The following is a 15,400-nucleotide window of genomic DNA, read 5'->3' on the forward strand; positions in this document are numbered from 1 at the left end:
TTATTGTAAATGGAAGCGATCAAGGATTTTTTCGGTAGCTTAATGCTGCTGGAGTTACTCAAGGGATTGCGGTTGACCGGCCGCTATTTGTTCAAACGCAAAATTACGGTGTTATTTCCTGAGGAAAAAACACCGCAGTCGCCGCGTTTTCGTGGTCTTCATGCACTACGCCGCTATCCCAACGGCGAAGAGCGCTGCATCGCTTGCAAGTTGTGTGAAGCAGTGTGCCCGGCAATGGCGATTACGATTGAGTCTGAACAACGTGAAGATGGTTCACGCCGCACAACACGTTATGACATCGATCTGACCAAATGTATTTTTTGTGGTTTTTGCGAAGAATCCTGTCCGGTAGATTCAATTGTTGAAACACATATTCTCGAATATCACGGTGAGAAGCGTGGCGATCTGTATTACACCAAAGAAATGCTGCTGGCAGTTGGTGACCGTTATGAACCTGAAATCGCTGCTGCACGTGCGGCGGATGCTGCATACCGTTAATCGGTGTTGCTCCCGGCTTGAGAGTGGATTGATCTCAAGCTTGAATTTAAAGCTTATTAGCTGACTTTTTGGTTGATTATGGAATTTAAGACATTCTTGTTTTATGCGTTTTCAGTGGTGTTGGTGATTGCCGCATTAAGAGTTATCACGGCGCGCAATCCAGTGCACTCAGCTTTGTTTCTGGTGTTAGCGTTCTTCTCCGCAGCCGGTATCTGGATGCTGCTAAAAGCTGAATTTCTCGCGATAGTTTTGGTACTGGTGTATGTCGGCGCAGTAATGGTGCTCTTTTTGTTTGTCGTGATGATGCTAGATATTAATCTTGATAAATTACGAGAGGGATTTTGGGGATACTTTCCGCTGGCTGCCACAGTAGGCGTGATTATTGTTCTCGAAATGACCGCCGTATTACTGCGTGGCTTTTGGGCCCCAGAAAGTGAAGTGCCTGCAATTTCAGCAAATATAGGTAGTACTAAAGCGCTTGGATTATTGATTTATACGCAATATGTTTATGCGTTTGAAATTGCTGCTGTTGTGTTGCTGGTTGCTATTGTGGCTGCAGTTGCATTAACTTTGCGCCGTCGAAAAGACACGAAGAACATGGCGCCCTCCGAGGCTGTGAAAGCACGAAGCAGCGATCGTATAAGACTGGTCAAGATGAAATCGGAACAGCGGCCGTTTGATGAAATAACATCGAGTCCGGCAACGCCCGCGCCAGAAAAAAAATAAAAGGAACGCTTCATGACTTTATCTCTGTCACATTATTTGATTCTCGCAGCGATCCTTTTTGCGATCGCGATAGTCGGGATTTTTCTAAATCGGAAGAACATTATTGTTTTGCTGATGGCAATTGAATTGATGTTGTTGTCGGTGAATATAAACTTCATTGCCTTTTCATATTACCTGGGCGATGCTGCTGGCCAGATTTTTGTTTTCTTCATCATGACAGTTGCCGCAGCTGAAGCGGCGATTGGTCTGGCGATTCTGGTTGTGTTGTTCCGAAATCTCGACACCATCAACGTAGAAGATCTCGATAGCCTGAAAGGTTAATGTCAGCACTGAGATTGCGCTCGGAAAAACAAGTGACAACGTAAAGAACGGCGGAACTAGTGTCATAGCTACCGCCGAGTTTATCGTGACTAAGCGAACAACGCGAACAACGCGAACAACGAATAAAGATAAGGTTCATCATGGCGGGGCAACTTAACCCACAATTACTTCTGGCTGTACCGTTGGCACCCCTGATTGGTGCCGTGATAGCAGGCTTATTCGGTACGCGATTTTTTGGCAATCTGATAGGGCGTAAAACCTCGCATACAGTAACGATACTGGGTGTGCTGATCGCATTCATTATTTCTGTTCAGACCTTATTAGCAGTGATTGATGGCGCTTCATTTAACGGCACCCTATACACTTGGATGACTGTCGGTGGAATCAAACTGGAAGTCGGTTTTCTGGTTGATAGCCTGACGGCGCTAATGATGTGTGTGGTTACTTTCGTTTCACTGATGGTGCATATTTATACCATCGGTTATATGAAGGATGATGAGGGCTACAACCGCTTCTTCTCTTACATTTCACTATTTACCTTTTCAATGCTGATGCTGGTCATGAGCAACAACTTCCTGCAGCTGTTTTTTGGCTGGGAAGCGGTCGGACTTGTGTCGTATTTGTTGATTGGTTTTTGGTACACGAGACCAACTGCTATTGTTGCCAACATGAAAGCATTTTTGGTCAATCGCGTAGGTGACTTCGGTTTTATTCTTGGAATTGGTTTGTTATTGGCGTACTCCGGTTCGATGAACTACGCTGAAGTGTTCGCACAAAAAGGTGCGCTTGCGCAAATGACGCTGCCAGGTAGTAACTGGATGTTGTTGACTGTTGCCTGTATTTGTTTGTTTATCGGTGCAATGGGTAAGTCGGCTCAGTTTCCGCTACATGTCTGGTTGCCGGATTCTATGGAAGGTCCGACTCCAATCTCTGCGCTCATTCACGCGGCAACGATGGTGACTGCCGGTATCTTTATGGTTTCACGCATGTCACCGTTGTTTGAGTTGTCCGATACAGCACTATCTTTCATTCTGATTATTGGTTCGATTACGGCACTGTTCATGGGCTTTTTGGGCATGATTCAAACTGACATCAAGCGTGTCGTCGCCTATTCAACGCTATCGCAACTCGGTTATATGACGGTCGCATTAGGCGCGTCAGCGTATTCGGTCGCAGTATTTCACTTAATGACGCACGCCTTCTTCAAAGCATTACTTTTTCTTGGTGCCGGATCAGTGATCATCGGTATGCACCACGATCAGGACATGCGCAATATGGGTGGTCTGCGCAAATACATGCCAATTACGTGGATCACTTCGCTGATAGGTTCGTTGGCGTTGATTGGTACGCCGTTCTTCTCTGGCTTTTATTCGAAAGACAGCATCATCGAAGCCGTTGAAGCGACGCATTTATATGGTGCAGGGTTTGCAAAATTCGCCGTCTTGGCAGGTGTTTTTGTCACCGCATTTTATTCCTTCCGTATGTATTTCATGGTGTTCCACGGCGAAGAGCGTTTTGGTAAGCAGCATCATCATGATGCGCATCACAGGGCGCATCACGACGATGAGGAAGAGATTGGTGATCACGGGCATCACGGTCTGCAACCGGGACAAAAACCACATGAGTCGCCATGGGTGGTCACCGTGCCTTTGATTTTGCTGGCCATTCCATCAGCGATTATCGGTTTCTTCACTATTGAACCTATTTTGTACGGTAATTTCTTCAAGGACGTAATCATCGTCGGCGAAGCGCATCGCGCAATGGAGGAGTTACGTAACGACTTCCATGGTCCAATGCAGATGGTGATACATAGTCTGACCTCGACGCCATTGTGGTTGGCAATCTCCGGGGTAGCGGTTGCCTACTATTTCTACATGGTCAATCCGCGTGTCCCAGCAGCAATCAAACAAAAATTGCATCCGCTTTACGTATTGTTGGATAACAAGTACTACATGGATAAATTCAACGAGGTAGTTTTTGCTGGTGGTGCACGTTTAATTGGACGTGGCTTGTGGAACGTTGGTGACCGTAGTCTGATTGATGGCTTGGTTGTGAATGGCAGTGCCAAAGCGATCAACTGGTTCTCAAAAATTACGCGTCTCTGGCAATCTGGTTATATCTATCACTACGCGTTTGTGATGATTATTGGTGTGCTGGGTTTCCTGGTTTGGTTCATGCCTTCTCCGTTTGCCAAATAAGTTGGCGAAGTAAAGTAAATAATATCCATGATTCAGTCAACTCTCCCTCTTCTTAGCCTTGCGATCTGGTGTCCGATCGCCTTTGGCGTGCTCGTCTTGGCAATCGGTCGCGACGATAACCCTACACTCGTGCGGTGGCTTGCGTTGCTAGGCGGACTGGTCAGTCTGGCTGTGACAATACCGTTGATAACGAATTTTGATAATAGCTTCCACGGCATGCAGTTTGTCGAAAAAGCCCCTTGGATTACCCGCTTCAATATCAATTACTCTTTAGGTATTGATGGCTTGTCGTTATGGTTTATTCCTCTGACAGCCTTCATCAACGTGATGGTGATCATCTCTGCATGGGAAGTGATAGAGAAACGCGTTGCGCAATACATGGGGGCATTCCTCATATTATCAGGCGTCATGATCGGCGTGTTCTGCGCACTTGACGGTATGTTGTTCTATGTTTTTTTTGAAGCAACATTGGTACCGATGTTTATTATCATCGGAATTTGGGGTGGTGCCAACCGGGTCTACGCATCGATCAAATTCTTCCTGTACACGTTCTTCGGTTCGCTGTTAATGCTGATCGCCTTGTTGTATTTGTATTTCGTTTCAGGTGGCAGTTTCGACATTCTGACCTGGCATCAAGTGCCGTTAGCGCTGGATGTGCAAATCTATATTTTCCTGGCATTCTTGATGGCGTTCGCGGTGAAGGTTCCTATGTGGCCAGTCCATACATGGTTGCCTGATGCTCACGTAGAAGCACCAACCGGCGGCTCGGTGGTACTGGCGGCGATCATGTTGAAATTAGGCGGTTATGGGTTTCTGCGTTTTTCGTTGCCAATCGCACCTGATGCAAGTCACTATTTGTCAGGATTCATGATCACGCTGTCACTGATTGCCGTGATTTATATTGGTCTTGTTGCTCTCGTTCAAAATGATATGAAGAAATTGGTCGCGTATTCGTCGATCGCGCACATGGGTTTCGTGACTCTGGGTTTCTTCTTATTTAATGACATGGCAGTGCAGGGCGGTATCGTACAAATGATTTCGCATGGCTTTGTTTCCGGCGCGATGTTCTTGTGTATCGGCGTGATGTACGACCGTCTGCATACACGTGAGATCGCACAATACGGCGGGTTGGTGAATGTGATGCCGCGTTTCGCTGCGTTATTCGTATTGTTCTCGCTTGCAAATAGCGGCCTGCCTGGCACCTCCGGTTTTGTCGGCGAATTTATGGTGATTCTGGGTGCGGTCAAAGCCAATTTCTGGATCGGCCTGTTAGCGGCAACTGCCTTGATTTTGGGTGCGGCGTATTCGCTGTGGTTAGTCAAACGCGTGATATTCGGTGTAATTACGAATCCCCATGTAAAAGAAATGACCGACCTTAACAATCGTGAGTTCTTCATGCTCGGTTTGTTGGCAATTGCAGTGATTGCGATGGGCCTGTATCCAGCTCCATTTGCCGACGCGATGCAAGTATCGGTAGCGGATCTGTTAAAACATGTTGCCATTACCAAATTGAACTAAAGACCTGTCTCCAGGCAGAATCAAAAAAGTGGTTAGCACTAGTGAAAAAAATAAGCGGCACATAAATGAATAACATAAATCTGATCCCTGTTTATCCAGAAATCTTTCTGCTGATTGCGACTTCTGCAGTCTTGCTGATAGATATGTTTCTCTCGGATGCCAAACGTCACATCACATATTATTTAACCTTGCTGGTGTTGCTGATCTGTTTCGGACTGACATTAGCGGACTTCAATGCTGGTGAAACGGCCTATACCTTTCACAACATGTTTGTCAGTGATCCATTAGCGCATTTGCTCAAGCTTTGTTCGTATGTTGCGGTGTTTGCGACCGTGGTGTATTCACGTCAATATATTGGCGATCGCGAGATGGTGAATAATCATCTCGGGGGCGAATTTTATCCTTTAGTACTATTTGCGCTGCTGGGTCAGATGGTGATGATTTCGGGAAATAATTTCCTCATCATTTATCTCGGTCTGGAGCTGATGTCATTATCTTTATATGCGCTTGTAGCGTTGCGTCGTGATAATGCCAGTGCAACCGAAGCCGCTATGAAATATTTCATACTTGGCGCAATGGCCTCCGGTTTTCTGTTGTACGGTATGTCTATGCTGTATGGTGCCACTGGCTCGCTCGATTTGATCGAAGTTACCCGCGCAATTGGTATGGGCGGAACCGAGACACAACACAATACCTTGGTATTTGGCGTAGTGTTTCTGGTCGCTGGCTTGGCCTTTAAATTGGGCGCGGTGCCATTTCATATGTGGGTGCCTGATGTCTATCAAGGCGCGCCGACTGCTGTCACCTTGATCTTGGGTGGTGCGCCAAAATTAGCGGCGTTTGCGATCTGTTTCCGCTTATTGGTTGAAGGCTTGTTATTGTTGGCGGTTGACTGGCAACAAATGTTGATGGTGCTGGCAATATTGTCTATGGCCATTGGTAACATTACGGCGATTGCCCAGACTAATATTAAGCGGATGTTGGCTTACTCAACTATTTCTCACATGGGCTTTATGCTGCTGGGTCTGATGTCAGGAGTAGTTGATGGCAATATGTATTCGGCCACCAGCGCTTACAGTGCGGCGCTGTTTTACGCGATTACCTATGTATTGACGACTCTGGGCACGTTTGGCGTGATTTTATTGCTGACTCGCTCGGGATTTGAGGCTGAAAATATTGATGACTTTAAAGGTTTGAATCAACGTAGTCCTTGGTTTGCCGGCATTATGTTGTTGTTAATGCTTTCACTGGCAGGAGTTCCGCCACTGTTAGGATTTTTCGGTAAATTATCGGTCTTGCGTGCGGTACTGGGTACTGGCCATATCTGGCTTGCGATAGTTGCAGTCCTGTTCTCATTGATCGGAGCCTATTACTACCTGCGCGTCATTAAAGTCATGTATTTTGACGATGCTCAGGACACCAATAAGATTGTCGCGCACGGTGATGTACGCGTGCTGTTGAGTTTGAATGGCGTCGCTGTTTTAGCTTTAGGGCTGTGGCCAGGATTCTTGATGGAAGCAAGTCAAACCGCGATCGTGCGTTCTCTGGCCAGTTTTGTCGGCCGTCTGACGTCCTAGAATCACGTGAACGTTTCTTTTTCCAGCTGGTTTGTTATTGTCTTTGCGCTGCTGGCTGCTAACCTCCCGTTCATCAATGAGCGCTTGTTCGCACTGATCGCGCTTAAGTCAGACGCATCCAAACCTATTTGGCTGCGTTTGATTGAGTTATTTGTTTGGTATGTGATTGTCGGTAGTCTTGCTTATTTTCTTGAGTCCCGCATTGGTAATACATTTCCGCAAGGTTGGCAGTTCTACGCGGTCACTGGCTGTTTGTTTTTGGTGTTTGCTTTCCCAGGTTATGTACATCGTTATCTGCGGAAAAACCACGGTTGAATCTTGATGAGGTCGGCCTCTACGAGCTGACTTTACTTTTGGTTTTCACTTTCTGCGCAGCTTGCCATACGTCTTATTCTTACTTCAGAGTGATGTAGTTGCGTCGGAGAGTATTACGCGCGCAGCGTCCTGCAAAGCGTCTCAAGCATCACCACCATCGCATATCTCTTTCTCTTATTCCCACCTATTTTTCTTAGCTTCTCGGAGTGTCGCATGGATCTACATCTTAAAGAAACGCAGATCGACAGCGCTCTGGCTTACGACGGTGATTTTCTTAAAGTGCAGCGTGATACAGTAGCGCTGCCTGACGGTAAGCCTACAATACGTGAATACATCAAGCATCCGGGTGCGGTCGTTGTTTTGCCGTTATTTGAAGATGGTAGTGTTTTGCTTGAGCGGCAGTTCCGTTATCCGTTGGATCGTGTTTTTATTGAATTTCCTGCAGGAAAAATTGATCAAAATGAGGATCATTTAGTCTGCGCCAAGCGAGAGTTGCAGGAAGAAACGGGCTATACAGCGACAGATTGGCAGTATGTTTGTACTATCCATAATGCGATTGCTTATGCGGATGAACATTTGGAAATTTTTCTCGCCCGTGGCTTAACTGCTGGCGAGCGGCGTCTGGATGAGGGTGAGTTTCTTGACGTATTTAAAGCCCCTTTGGACGACGTGCTGCTCTGGATCAGAGAAGGCAAGATTACTGATGTTAAAACGGTAATAGGTGCATTTTGGTTAGAAAAAATTATTGCCGGGCAGTGGAAGTTATAGTCGTCAATCTCAAACGTGGTTTGACATAAAAAAAGCGCCAGTTTTGGCGCTTTTTTACACATCGGGAACACGCAATTAACCTACATATTCGCGTAATTCGGTCCCCCACCACCTTCAGGCGTCACCCACACAATATTTTGCGTTGGATCCTTAATGTCGCAAGTTTTGCAATGCACGCAATTCTGCGCATTAATTTGTAACCGTTCAGTGTTATCCGGCGCGGTAATAAACTCATAAACTCCAGCCGGGCAATAACGCGCTTCTGGCCCTGCATATTTTGCCAAATTAATACTCACTGGCACGCTTGCGTCTTTTAGCGTCAGATGAGCTGGCTGTTCTTCAGCGTGATTGGTATTCGAAATGAATACCGATGACAGGCGGTCAAAGGTTAGTTTGCCATCCGGTTTTGGATATTTAATCGGCGCATAATTTGCCGCAGGTTTCATGCACTCATGGTCGGCATGCTTGTGATGCAAGGTCCACGGCGCTTTGCCGCCGAAAACAACCTGGTCTATCCCCACCATCAAGGTACCGAAATACAAACCTTTGCTCATCCATGGTTTGAAGTTACGCGCCTTGTGCAATTCTGCATGTAGCCACGACTTTTCAAATGCACTGGCGTAGTCGGTTAGTTCATCATGCTGTCGCTTGCTCAGAAGCGCGTCGAAGGCAGCGTCAGCGGCTAACATGCCGGTCTTGATCGCTGCATGGCTGCCTTTAATACGGCTGGTATTCAAGAAACCCGCTTCGCAGCCTATCAATGCACCACCATTAAATGTCAGCTTTGGTAGCGATTGCAAACCACCAGCCGTGATCGCGCGCGCGCCGTACGAAATGCGCTTGCCGCCGACGAAAAATTTGCTGATTTCCGGATGGGTTTTATAACGCTGAAATTCTTCGTATGGCGATAGATACGGATTTTCGTAAGCCAGACCAACGACATAGCCAACTGCCACCTGATTGTTCTCCAGGTGATACAGGAAGGAGCCACCATACGTTTTGCTATCCAAAGGCCAGCCAGCAGTGTGGATAACCAGACCCGGTTGATGTAATTTCGGATCAATTTCCCATAGCTCTTTGATCCCAAGACCATACGTTTGTGGATCTTTGCCCTTGTTCAGATCGTATTTTTCGATGATTTGCTTACCGAGATGGCCGCGTGCGCCTTCGGCAAACAAAGTGTATTTGGCATGCAATTCCATCCCTAATTGGAATGCCTCAGTCGGTTTGCCATCACGACCTATGCCCATATTGCCAGTCGCCACACCTTTGACTGACCCATCGTCGTTATAGAGTATTTCGGACGCAGGAAAACCAGGAAATATATCCACCCCCAAGGCTTCGGCTTGCTGGCCCAGCCAGCGGACTACGTTTGCCAATGAAATGACGTAATTCCCATGATTTTGAAAGCAAGACGGTAACATCCAGTTAGGCGTCTTGTAGGCTTTAGTGGCAGTTAAAAATAGGAAGCGATCTTCACTGACTTGTGTGTTCAGTGGTGCGCCCAGTTCTTTCCAGTTGGGAAATAATTCAGTCAGCGCTTGCGGATCCATGACCGCGCCAGACAAAATATGGGCACCGATCTCGCTGCCTTTTTCGAGCACGCAGACCGAGACCTCGTGTCCCTTTTCAGCCGCTAACTGTTTCAGGCGAATCGCCGCCGACAAGCCAGCGGGGCCGCCGCCGACTACTACCACGTCATATTCCATAGCCTCTCTCGGGCCATATTGCTCGAGGATGCTTTGCGTCTGGTTTTCGGTCATTGTCTCTTCACCTATATATTTAATTTTCGAACGATTGTGCTAATTGTCATGGATTTTGCTGCAGAATACTAGGCCTTGCCTTGCGCATGCAGTGCGTAGGATGTGTTCCTTGTTGCGCCACAACATCAGTTGCAAGTATCACTCTGTACAGGCGTAATTTGTAGCCGATTACTTTGCGTAAAACCCTCCAACCTCTTGTTAAGAAAAAGTCATGGAAAGTAAAAAATTAGTTCACCGCAGCAAGATCGCTATTCGATGGGGTGACATGGATGCACTGGGTCACGTCAATAATACGGTCTATTTCAGGTATCTGGAGCAGGCGCGCATTGAATGGATGGGCACAATGGGCAATGTCATCACCCCTATCCAAGGCCCGGTACTGGTCAATGCGCAATGCAGTTTTTTACGTCAGTTAAAGTATCCTGGTGAGGTTGAAGTGTATTGCTACATTGGCCAAGTCGGTCGTTCTAGCTTCGACACTACGTATGAAATTCGTCGTGTCGATGTTCCTGACGTTATTTTTGCGGAAGGATCTGCCAGATTAGTATGGATCGACTTCAAGCATGAAAAATCAATACCTCTGCCGGACAATATTCGTCAAATGCTGACGGATTAATTTGATGCATTAAATATGCTTGAACTCATCACTTCTAAAGAGTGGTGATGACAAACTTGGTACCTGATGGAGCACTCAGCATTATTGCGCTAACTCACCACTCCCAGCAGTCTGTGTACTAATTCGCTAGAAGTTGCTGCAGTAAATTTTTTCATTAGATTGGCGCGATGCGTCTCTACTGTGCGTGGGCTCAAGCCGATTTGCTTACCGATGAGCTTGCTGGTTTTTCCTTCCACTAGCAAGGCGGCAATCTCCCGCTCTCGCGGCGATAATTCTGCTGAAACTTTACGTTTTCCGCTTAAATCCTCAAAAGTCCATACCCCTGCAACATGTGTGTCGCTGGGCACTAACGTGTGTCCGATGACATGGCACCAAAAAAGATCTCCATTCTCACGACGCATAATGCGCTCATCGGAATACGCGCCTTTTGCATTCATAATCGGCACAATACGCGCCCCGGTGCGTTCAAATTCATCGGGTGTCGGATACAGGACTTGAAATGACTTGCCATTCAGAACACCCGCCGGATAGCCAAATATGTCGGTCAGTGCCTGGTTACAGACTTGCATGACGCGATGTCTGGAGATGCACATGCCCACTGGGGCATGGTCAAAAATGACTTGATAATCGATCTCTGGTAAGTCATTCATGAGCAATATTCGGATGCCGTCGGCAATGAAGTTAGGAGGAGGCAGAGACAAATGAAAGAAATAATCGTCACTATTTTCGTCGGAAAATGCGGCGCTCCGTATTTTTACGGTATTGTCGGATCACTCACTTCATCATATGCTATTAGACGCTTTTAAAGCCAATAATAGTCTTAAGATCTACGTAAAATCGTTCTGGCGACGTTAGTTTTTCAGCGCGCAGTAGCGAATTGGTATGTTTGGATACCGATTCGTAGTATTTTCTTCGGCAGAGTTGGCTGAACGTGTTGCAGGAACAGTTTTGCGTCAATTCTAAATCTTAGCTAAGTCTGAATTTACTCAAAGGAGATAGCAGTATGAATAAAGTTTATCCTGACGCGGCTAGCGCGTTGGCAGGTGTAGTCAAAGACGGCCAGACTATCGCCGTCGGTGGTTTTGGTCTGTGCGGTATTCCTGAGGCACTTATCGCGGCATTGCGCGATTCTGGTGTACAAAATTTGACGGCGATTTCGAATAATGCCGGTGTAGATGGTTTTGGTCTCGGGCAATTATTGTCAACGCGTCAAATCAAAAAAATGATTGCATCCTACGTTGGCGAAAATAAAGAATTCGAACGCCAGTATTTGGCCGGTGAACTAGAACTCGAATTTACGCCGCAAGGTACTTTGGCGGAAAAACTGCGTGCTGGCGGCTCTGGCATTCCAGCATTTTTTACCAAAACTGGCGTAGGTACGTTGATTGCTGAAGGCAAGGAAATACGCGAATTCGATGGTGAACAATATGTCATGGAGCGCTCGCTAGTGGCCGACGTTTCCCTCGTGAAGGCTTATAAAGCCGACCGTAGCGGCAATCTGGTCTATAACAAAACAGCGCGCAACTTCAATCCTAACGTTGCCATGGCTGGAAAATTGACTATCGTAGAGGTGGAACATCTGGTCGAAGTTGGTGAAATCGATCCCGATGAAGTGCATACCCCAGGCATTTTCGTGCATCGCATTGTGGTCAACGCGACGCCTGAAAAGCGCATAGAACAACGTACGGTGAGTAAATAATTTAAATAATTTAAATAATTTAAATAATTTAAATAATTTCGACGCCTTCACTTGCCCTTTCAGGGCAAGAAAAATAGTATAAGAACGGAGAATAAACATGGCATGGACTCGTGATCAAATGGCCGCCCGTGCGGCGCTGGAATTGCAGGATGGCTTTTATGTGAACCTGGGTATCGGATTGCCGACCCTGGTGGCAAATTATGTACCGAAAGATATTGAAGTCTGGCTCCAATCGGAAAACGGTCTGTTAGGTATCGGCCCGTTTCCCACAGATGACAAGGTCGACCCCGACCTGATCAATGCCGGTAAGCAAACGGTGACATCGTTGCCAGGATCGTCTTTCTTTAGCTCGGCTGATTCGTTTGGCATGATACGCGGCGGCAAAATTAACCTTGCTGTATTGGGTGCGATGCAGGTATCGAAAAATGGTGACCTGGCGAACTGGATGATTCCAGGAAAAATGGTCAAAGGGATGGGCGGCGCGATGGATCTGGTGGCCGGTGTCAAGCGCGTGGTGGTCTTGATGGAGCACGTCGCTACAGCCAAGGACGGCTCAACCTCGCATAAGATTATTGAGGCTTGCACTTTGCCTTTGACCGGGATTGCCGTAGTTGACCGCATCATCACGGATCTGGGTGTGCTTGATGTGACACCGGACGGCTTGAAAGTAGTTGAAATAGCGCCCGGCGTGACGCAAGCAGAGTTGATCGAAAAGACCGGCGCGACGCTGGACTTTAGCAGCTTGAATTAAGACGATGCAGTAGAAAAAAGCGCTGACGAATCTTGTCAGCGCTTTTTTTACGCCCTTTTATTGAGGTCGATGGGCAGAGTTTTCTTTGAGACCAAGTTTTTAAGCCTAAGCGACGGTAAAATAGGCGCTGCTAGCACGCCGATTTGCACACCTCAACCGGATATCGCTCATGACTTCAGCTGCACACAAGACTGTTCAATGCCTCTCTCCTGGCGGATTGCACATAATGGCGTATCAGGAATGGGGTGATCCGCGTAATCCCAATGTCTTGCTGTGTTTGCATGGTGTGACCCGCGTTTCAGATGATTTTGACCAACTGGCGCGCGCCTTGTGCGATACCTACCGCGTAGTTTGCCCCGACGTAGTAGGGCGTGGGCGCTCAGGTCGTTTGCGCGACCCGAATTATTACGTCGTTCCGCAATATGTCAGCGACATGGTGACACTGCTGGCCAGGCTCAATGCCGATACAGTCGATCTGGTGGGCACATCGATGGGCGGTTTGATCGGTTTAGGACTGGCCTCATTGCCCGATAATCCGCTGCGCAAACTGGTCCTCAATGATGTCGGGCCGAATCTCAACCCTGATGCGCTGGTCCGTATCGCTGATTACATCGGGACCGATCTGCGATTCCCTACTTTTGAGTTGGCCGCCGCTTACATTAAATCGATTTCACTCCCGTTCGGAGAGCATACCGATGTCGAATGGCGCAAAATGGCAGCCGATGTGCTGCGCCAAAATGCCGATGGAGAATGGGTTCGCCACTACGATCTCGGACTTGCCGTGCCATTTAAAACCTCTAATGAAGCGTTTTATACGGCAGCAGAAGCGATGTTATGGGCCGCGTATGATGCCATTACCTGTCCGACATTATTGATTCGTGGTGCCGACTCGGATTTGCTGTCACCCGAAGCGGCATTGTTGATGACCCAACGCGGTCCCAAAGCCAGGCTGGTTGAGTTCGCTCACGTTGGACATGCCCCGACGTTCCTGCATGCGGATCAGATCGCGGTTGTCAGCGATTTTTTGCTGGAATAAATAATTGCGATGTAACAATAAATGTTGCATTGAAGTATTGTATTGTCAACTAACTCAGTTAGTCTGATTCAAAGAATATTTTCACCGTCAAGGATACCTATGAGCATCACGCGTCTACATGTAGGAAAAAGATTGTCAGAAGTGGCAATTCATAACGGCACCATCTATCTTGCCGGTCAGTTAGCCGAAGATCTCAGTCAAAATATTGAAGCGCAAACCCGTGAAACTTTAGGTCACATTGATCGCTTGTTAGCTGAGGTAGGCAGTGATAAAGAGCACATTCTTTCATGCCAGATTTATCTGGCTGATATCAAGGATTTCGCAGGCATGAACGCCGCATGGGACGAATGGGTTGCGATCGGCAATTCTCCACCCCGCGCAACGGTTGAGGCCAAGCTCGCACGATCGGAAATTTTGGTTGAAATCGTCATCGTTGCAGCGCAGAAATAAATCGGAAATACATAAAATCGATGGTCGCCATTGCCTCAACCCAAAACGCCGCTCAAGTTCAGCTCTGCGCTAGCTTGAACGCAGACGATAGCGCACGCGTGTTAGAAGCGTTAGCGTTTGTAGAGCCTTTGTATGAGGGCAAGATTGTCACCACAGGCCAGACTGCGCTGGAGTTTTCACAAGGTGTGGCCAGCGTGCTGGCACTGCTTAACACCGATGTCGAAACCCGTATCGCCGGACTCTTGTTCGAGTTGCCCTTGATGGACCCGGCCCATGCGGTGCTCATTGAGCAGCGTTTCGGCAAAGAAATCAGTGATCTGGTGACCGGCATCCGGCAACTCATGCGCTTGCATGGTTTCACCTTTGCGTTGCCGCAAGAGGTCATGCGCGGTAAAAATGCTGCACAGCAAGCGGCCACCCAAGTTGAAACACTACGCAAAATGCTGCTCGCCATGGCCAGCGACATGCGTGTGGTGTTGGTTAGGCTTGCCTCCCGCTTGACTGCGCTGCGCTATTTTGCCGAGCACAAAATGGAGGACGCGCGCACCAGCCAATATGCCCGCGAAACCCTCGATTTGTATGCGCCGTTAGCCAATCGACTCGGTATCTGGCAACTCAAATGGGAGCTCGAAGACCTGTCGTTTCGCTTCATTGATCCCGCCACCTACAAGCGCATCGCCAAGATGCTCGAAGAGCGGCGTATCGAGCGCGAGAGTTTTGTTGGAGTAGCCATTACCCGCTTGCGCAGCGAGTTGACGCAAGCCGGGATCAAGGCCGAAGTATCGGGGCGGCCTAAGCATATCTACAGTATCTGGCACAAAATGCGCGGCAAAGAACTCGACTTTTCCGAGTTATACGATGTCCGTGCCTTCCGGGTGATTGTCGACGACGTCAAGACTTGTTACGCCGTACTCGGTATCGTGCATAACATCTGGATTCCGATTCCAAAAGAGTTCGACGATTACATTTCACGGCCCAAGCAAAACGGTTATCAATCATTGCACACCGTCGTACTGGCAGACGATCAGCGCGCCCTGGAAGTGCAGATTCGTACCAATGAAATGCATCACTTTGCCGAATACGGCGTCGCCGCACACTGGCGCTATAAAGAAATCGATTCGTGCTCGATGAACCGGGCGCTTAGAGAAGCTATCACCGACTGCC

General features: G+C 47.8%; 16 protein-coding genes. 14 read left to right on the forward strand and 2 right to left on the reverse strand.

From position 1 onward, the window contains the following. Window positions 1-9 precede the first annotated feature (9 nt). The 8 genes from nuoI to ACVBEF_RS10235 all read left to right on the forward strand — a co-directional run bounded on the left by nuoI (window position 10) and on the right by ACVBEF_RS10235 (window position 7,921). Complete coding sequence (gene nuoI / locus ACVBEF_RS10200) at window positions 10-498, forward strand: NADH-quinone oxidoreductase subunit NuoI (RefSeq protein ID WP_447123826.1); 489 nt, start codon at window positions 10-12, stop codon at window positions 496-498. 78 nt (window positions 499-576) lie between these two features. Next, window positions 577-1,224, forward strand: a complete 648-nt coding sequence (locus ACVBEF_RS10205; RefSeq protein WP_447123827.1) for an NADH-quinone oxidoreductase subunit J — start codon at window positions 577-579, stop codon at window positions 1,222-1,224. A 12-nt stretch (window positions 1,225-1,236) separates the two neighbouring features. Further along, window positions 1,237-1,545, forward strand: a complete 309-nt coding sequence (gene nuoK / locus ACVBEF_RS10210; RefSeq protein ID WP_447123828.1) for an NADH-quinone oxidoreductase subunit NuoK — start codon at window positions 1,237-1,239, stop codon at window positions 1,543-1,545. A 140-nt stretch (window positions 1,546-1,685) separates the two neighbouring features. Next, on the forward strand, window positions 1,686-3,743 hold the full coding sequence (gene nuoL, locus ACVBEF_RS10215) for an NADH-quinone oxidoreductase subunit L (protein ID WP_447123829.1): 2,058 nt from the start codon (window positions 1,686-1,688) through the stop codon (window positions 3,741-3,743). A 27-nt stretch (window positions 3,744-3,770) separates the two neighbouring features. Then, a complete protein-coding gene (locus tag ACVBEF_RS10220; RefSeq protein ID WP_447123830.1) occupies window positions 3,771-5,261 on the forward strand; it encodes an NADH-quinone oxidoreductase subunit M in 1,491 nt (496 codons plus the stop codon). Window positions 5,262-5,326: 65 nt separating this feature from the next. After that, window positions 5,327-6,838, forward strand: a complete 1,512-nt coding sequence (gene nuoN, locus ACVBEF_RS10225; RefSeq protein ID WP_447123831.1) for an NADH-quinone oxidoreductase subunit NuoN — start codon at window positions 5,327-5,329, stop codon at window positions 6,836-6,838. A gap of 6 nt (window positions 6,839-6,844) precedes the next feature. Next, window positions 6,845-7,153, forward strand: coding sequence for a DUF2818 family protein (locus ACVBEF_RS10230; protein WP_447123832.1), 309 nt, complete (start codon window positions 6,845-6,847; stop codon window positions 7,151-7,153). A 213-nt stretch (window positions 7,154-7,366) separates the two neighbouring features. Beyond that, a complete protein-coding gene (locus ACVBEF_RS10235; RefSeq protein WP_447123833.1) occupies window positions 7,367-7,921 on the forward strand; it encodes an NUDIX domain-containing protein in 555 nt (184 codons plus the stop codon). Between the two features lie 80 nt (window positions 7,922-8,001). Here the strand turns inward: ACVBEF_RS10235 and ACVBEF_RS10240 are convergent, their stop codons facing one another. Beyond that, on the reverse strand, window positions 8,002-9,684 hold the full coding sequence (locus ACVBEF_RS10240; protein ID WP_447123834.1) for an electron transfer flavoprotein-ubiquinone oxidoreductase: 1,683 nt from the start codon (window positions 9,682-9,684) through the stop codon (window positions 8,002-8,004). 211 nt (window positions 9,685-9,895) lie between these two features. Between ACVBEF_RS10240 and ACVBEF_RS10245 the strand changes: the two genes are divergently transcribed. Further along, window positions 9,896-10,300, forward strand: coding sequence for an acyl-CoA thioesterase (locus ACVBEF_RS10245; protein WP_447123835.1), 405 nt, complete (start codon window positions 9,896-9,898; stop codon window positions 10,298-10,300). An 89-nt stretch (window positions 10,301-10,389) separates the two neighbouring features. Here the strand turns inward: ACVBEF_RS10245 and ACVBEF_RS10250 are convergent, their stop codons facing one another. Then, window positions 10,390-10,950, reverse strand: a complete 561-nt coding sequence (locus tag ACVBEF_RS10250) for a LuxR C-terminal-related transcriptional regulator (RefSeq protein ID WP_447123843.1) — start codon at window positions 10,948-10,950, stop codon at window positions 10,390-10,392. 353 nt (window positions 10,951-11,303) lie between these two features. Between ACVBEF_RS10250 and ACVBEF_RS10255 the strand changes: the two genes are divergently transcribed. The 5 genes from ACVBEF_RS10255 to ACVBEF_RS10275 form a co-directional block, all read left to right on the forward strand. Next, the gene (locus tag ACVBEF_RS10255) at window positions 11,304-11,999 is read left to right on the forward strand and encodes a CoA transferase subunit A (RefSeq protein ID WP_447123836.1); all 696 of its coding nucleotides are present in this window, start codon (window positions 11,304-11,306) and stop codon (window positions 11,997-11,999) included. Between the two features lie 97 nt (window positions 12,000-12,096). Next, on the forward strand, window positions 12,097-12,750 hold the full coding sequence (locus tag ACVBEF_RS10260) for a 3-oxoacid CoA-transferase subunit B (RefSeq protein WP_447123837.1): 654 nt from the start codon (window positions 12,097-12,099) through the stop codon (window positions 12,748-12,750). 169 nt (window positions 12,751-12,919) lie between these two features. Next, entirely contained in the window at window positions 12,920-13,786 is an 867-nt protein-coding gene (locus tag ACVBEF_RS10265) for an alpha/beta fold hydrolase (RefSeq protein ID WP_447123838.1), read from the forward strand. 99 nt (window positions 13,787-13,885) lie between these two features. Then, entirely contained in the window at window positions 13,886-14,236 is a 351-nt protein-coding gene (locus ACVBEF_RS10270) for a RidA family protein (RefSeq protein ID WP_447123839.1), read from the forward strand. Window positions 14,237-14,256: 20 nt separating this feature from the next. Next, a partial coding sequence (locus ACVBEF_RS10275) for an HD domain-containing protein (protein WP_447123840.1) occupies window positions 14,257-15,400 on the forward strand: 1,144 nt, incomplete at its 3' end.

The sequence above is a fragment of the Glaciimonas sp. GG7 genome (genome assembly GCF_052976905.1).

Bases quoted from the DNA above. Each gene is read 5' to 3' on its own strand.
- nuoI (WP_447123826.1), top strand. From the start codon at position 10: ATGGAAGCGATCAAGGATTTTTTCGGTAGCTTAATGCTGCTGGAGTTA.
- ACVBEF_RS10205 (WP_447123827.1), top strand. From the start codon at position 577: ATGGAATTTAAGACATTCTTGTTTTATGCGTTTTCAGTGGTGTTGGTG.
- nuoK (WP_447123828.1), top strand. From the start codon at position 1,237: ATGACTTTATCTCTGTCACATTATTTGATTCTCGCAGCGATCCTTTTT.
- nuoL (WP_447123829.1), top strand. From the start codon at position 1,686: ATGGCGGGGCAACTTAACCCACAATTACTTCTGGCTGTACCGTTGGCA.
- ACVBEF_RS10220 (WP_447123830.1), top strand. From the start codon at position 3,771: ATGATTCAGTCAACTCTCCCTCTTCTTAGCCTTGCGATCTGGTGTCCG.
- nuoN (WP_447123831.1), top strand. From the start codon at position 5,327: ATGAATAACATAAATCTGATCCCTGTTTATCCAGAAATCTTTCTGCTG.
- ACVBEF_RS10235 (WP_447123833.1), top strand. From the start codon at position 7,367: ATGGATCTACATCTTAAAGAAACGCAGATCGACAGCGCTCTGGCTTAC.
- ACVBEF_RS10240 (WP_447123834.1), bottom strand. From the start codon at position 9,684: ATGACCGAAAACCAGACGCAAAGCATCCTCGAGCAATATGGCCCGAGA.
- ACVBEF_RS10245 (WP_447123835.1), top strand. From the start codon at position 9,896: ATGGAAAGTAAAAAATTAGTTCACCGCAGCAAGATCGCTATTCGATGG.
- ACVBEF_RS10250 (WP_447123843.1), bottom strand. From the start codon at position 10,950: ATGAATGACTTACCAGAGATCGATTATCAAGTCATTTTTGACCATGCC.
- ACVBEF_RS10255 (WP_447123836.1), top strand. From the start codon at position 11,304: ATGAATAAAGTTTATCCTGACGCGGCTAGCGCGTTGGCAGGTGTAGTC.
- ACVBEF_RS10260 (WP_447123837.1), top strand. From the start codon at position 12,097: ATGGCATGGACTCGTGATCAAATGGCCGCCCGTGCGGCGCTGGAATTG.
- ACVBEF_RS10265 (WP_447123838.1), top strand. From the start codon at position 12,920: ATGACTTCAGCTGCACACAAGACTGTTCAATGCCTCTCTCCTGGCGGA.
- ACVBEF_RS10270 (WP_447123839.1), top strand. From the start codon at position 13,886: ATGAGCATCACGCGTCTACATGTAGGAAAAAGATTGTCAGAAGTGGCA.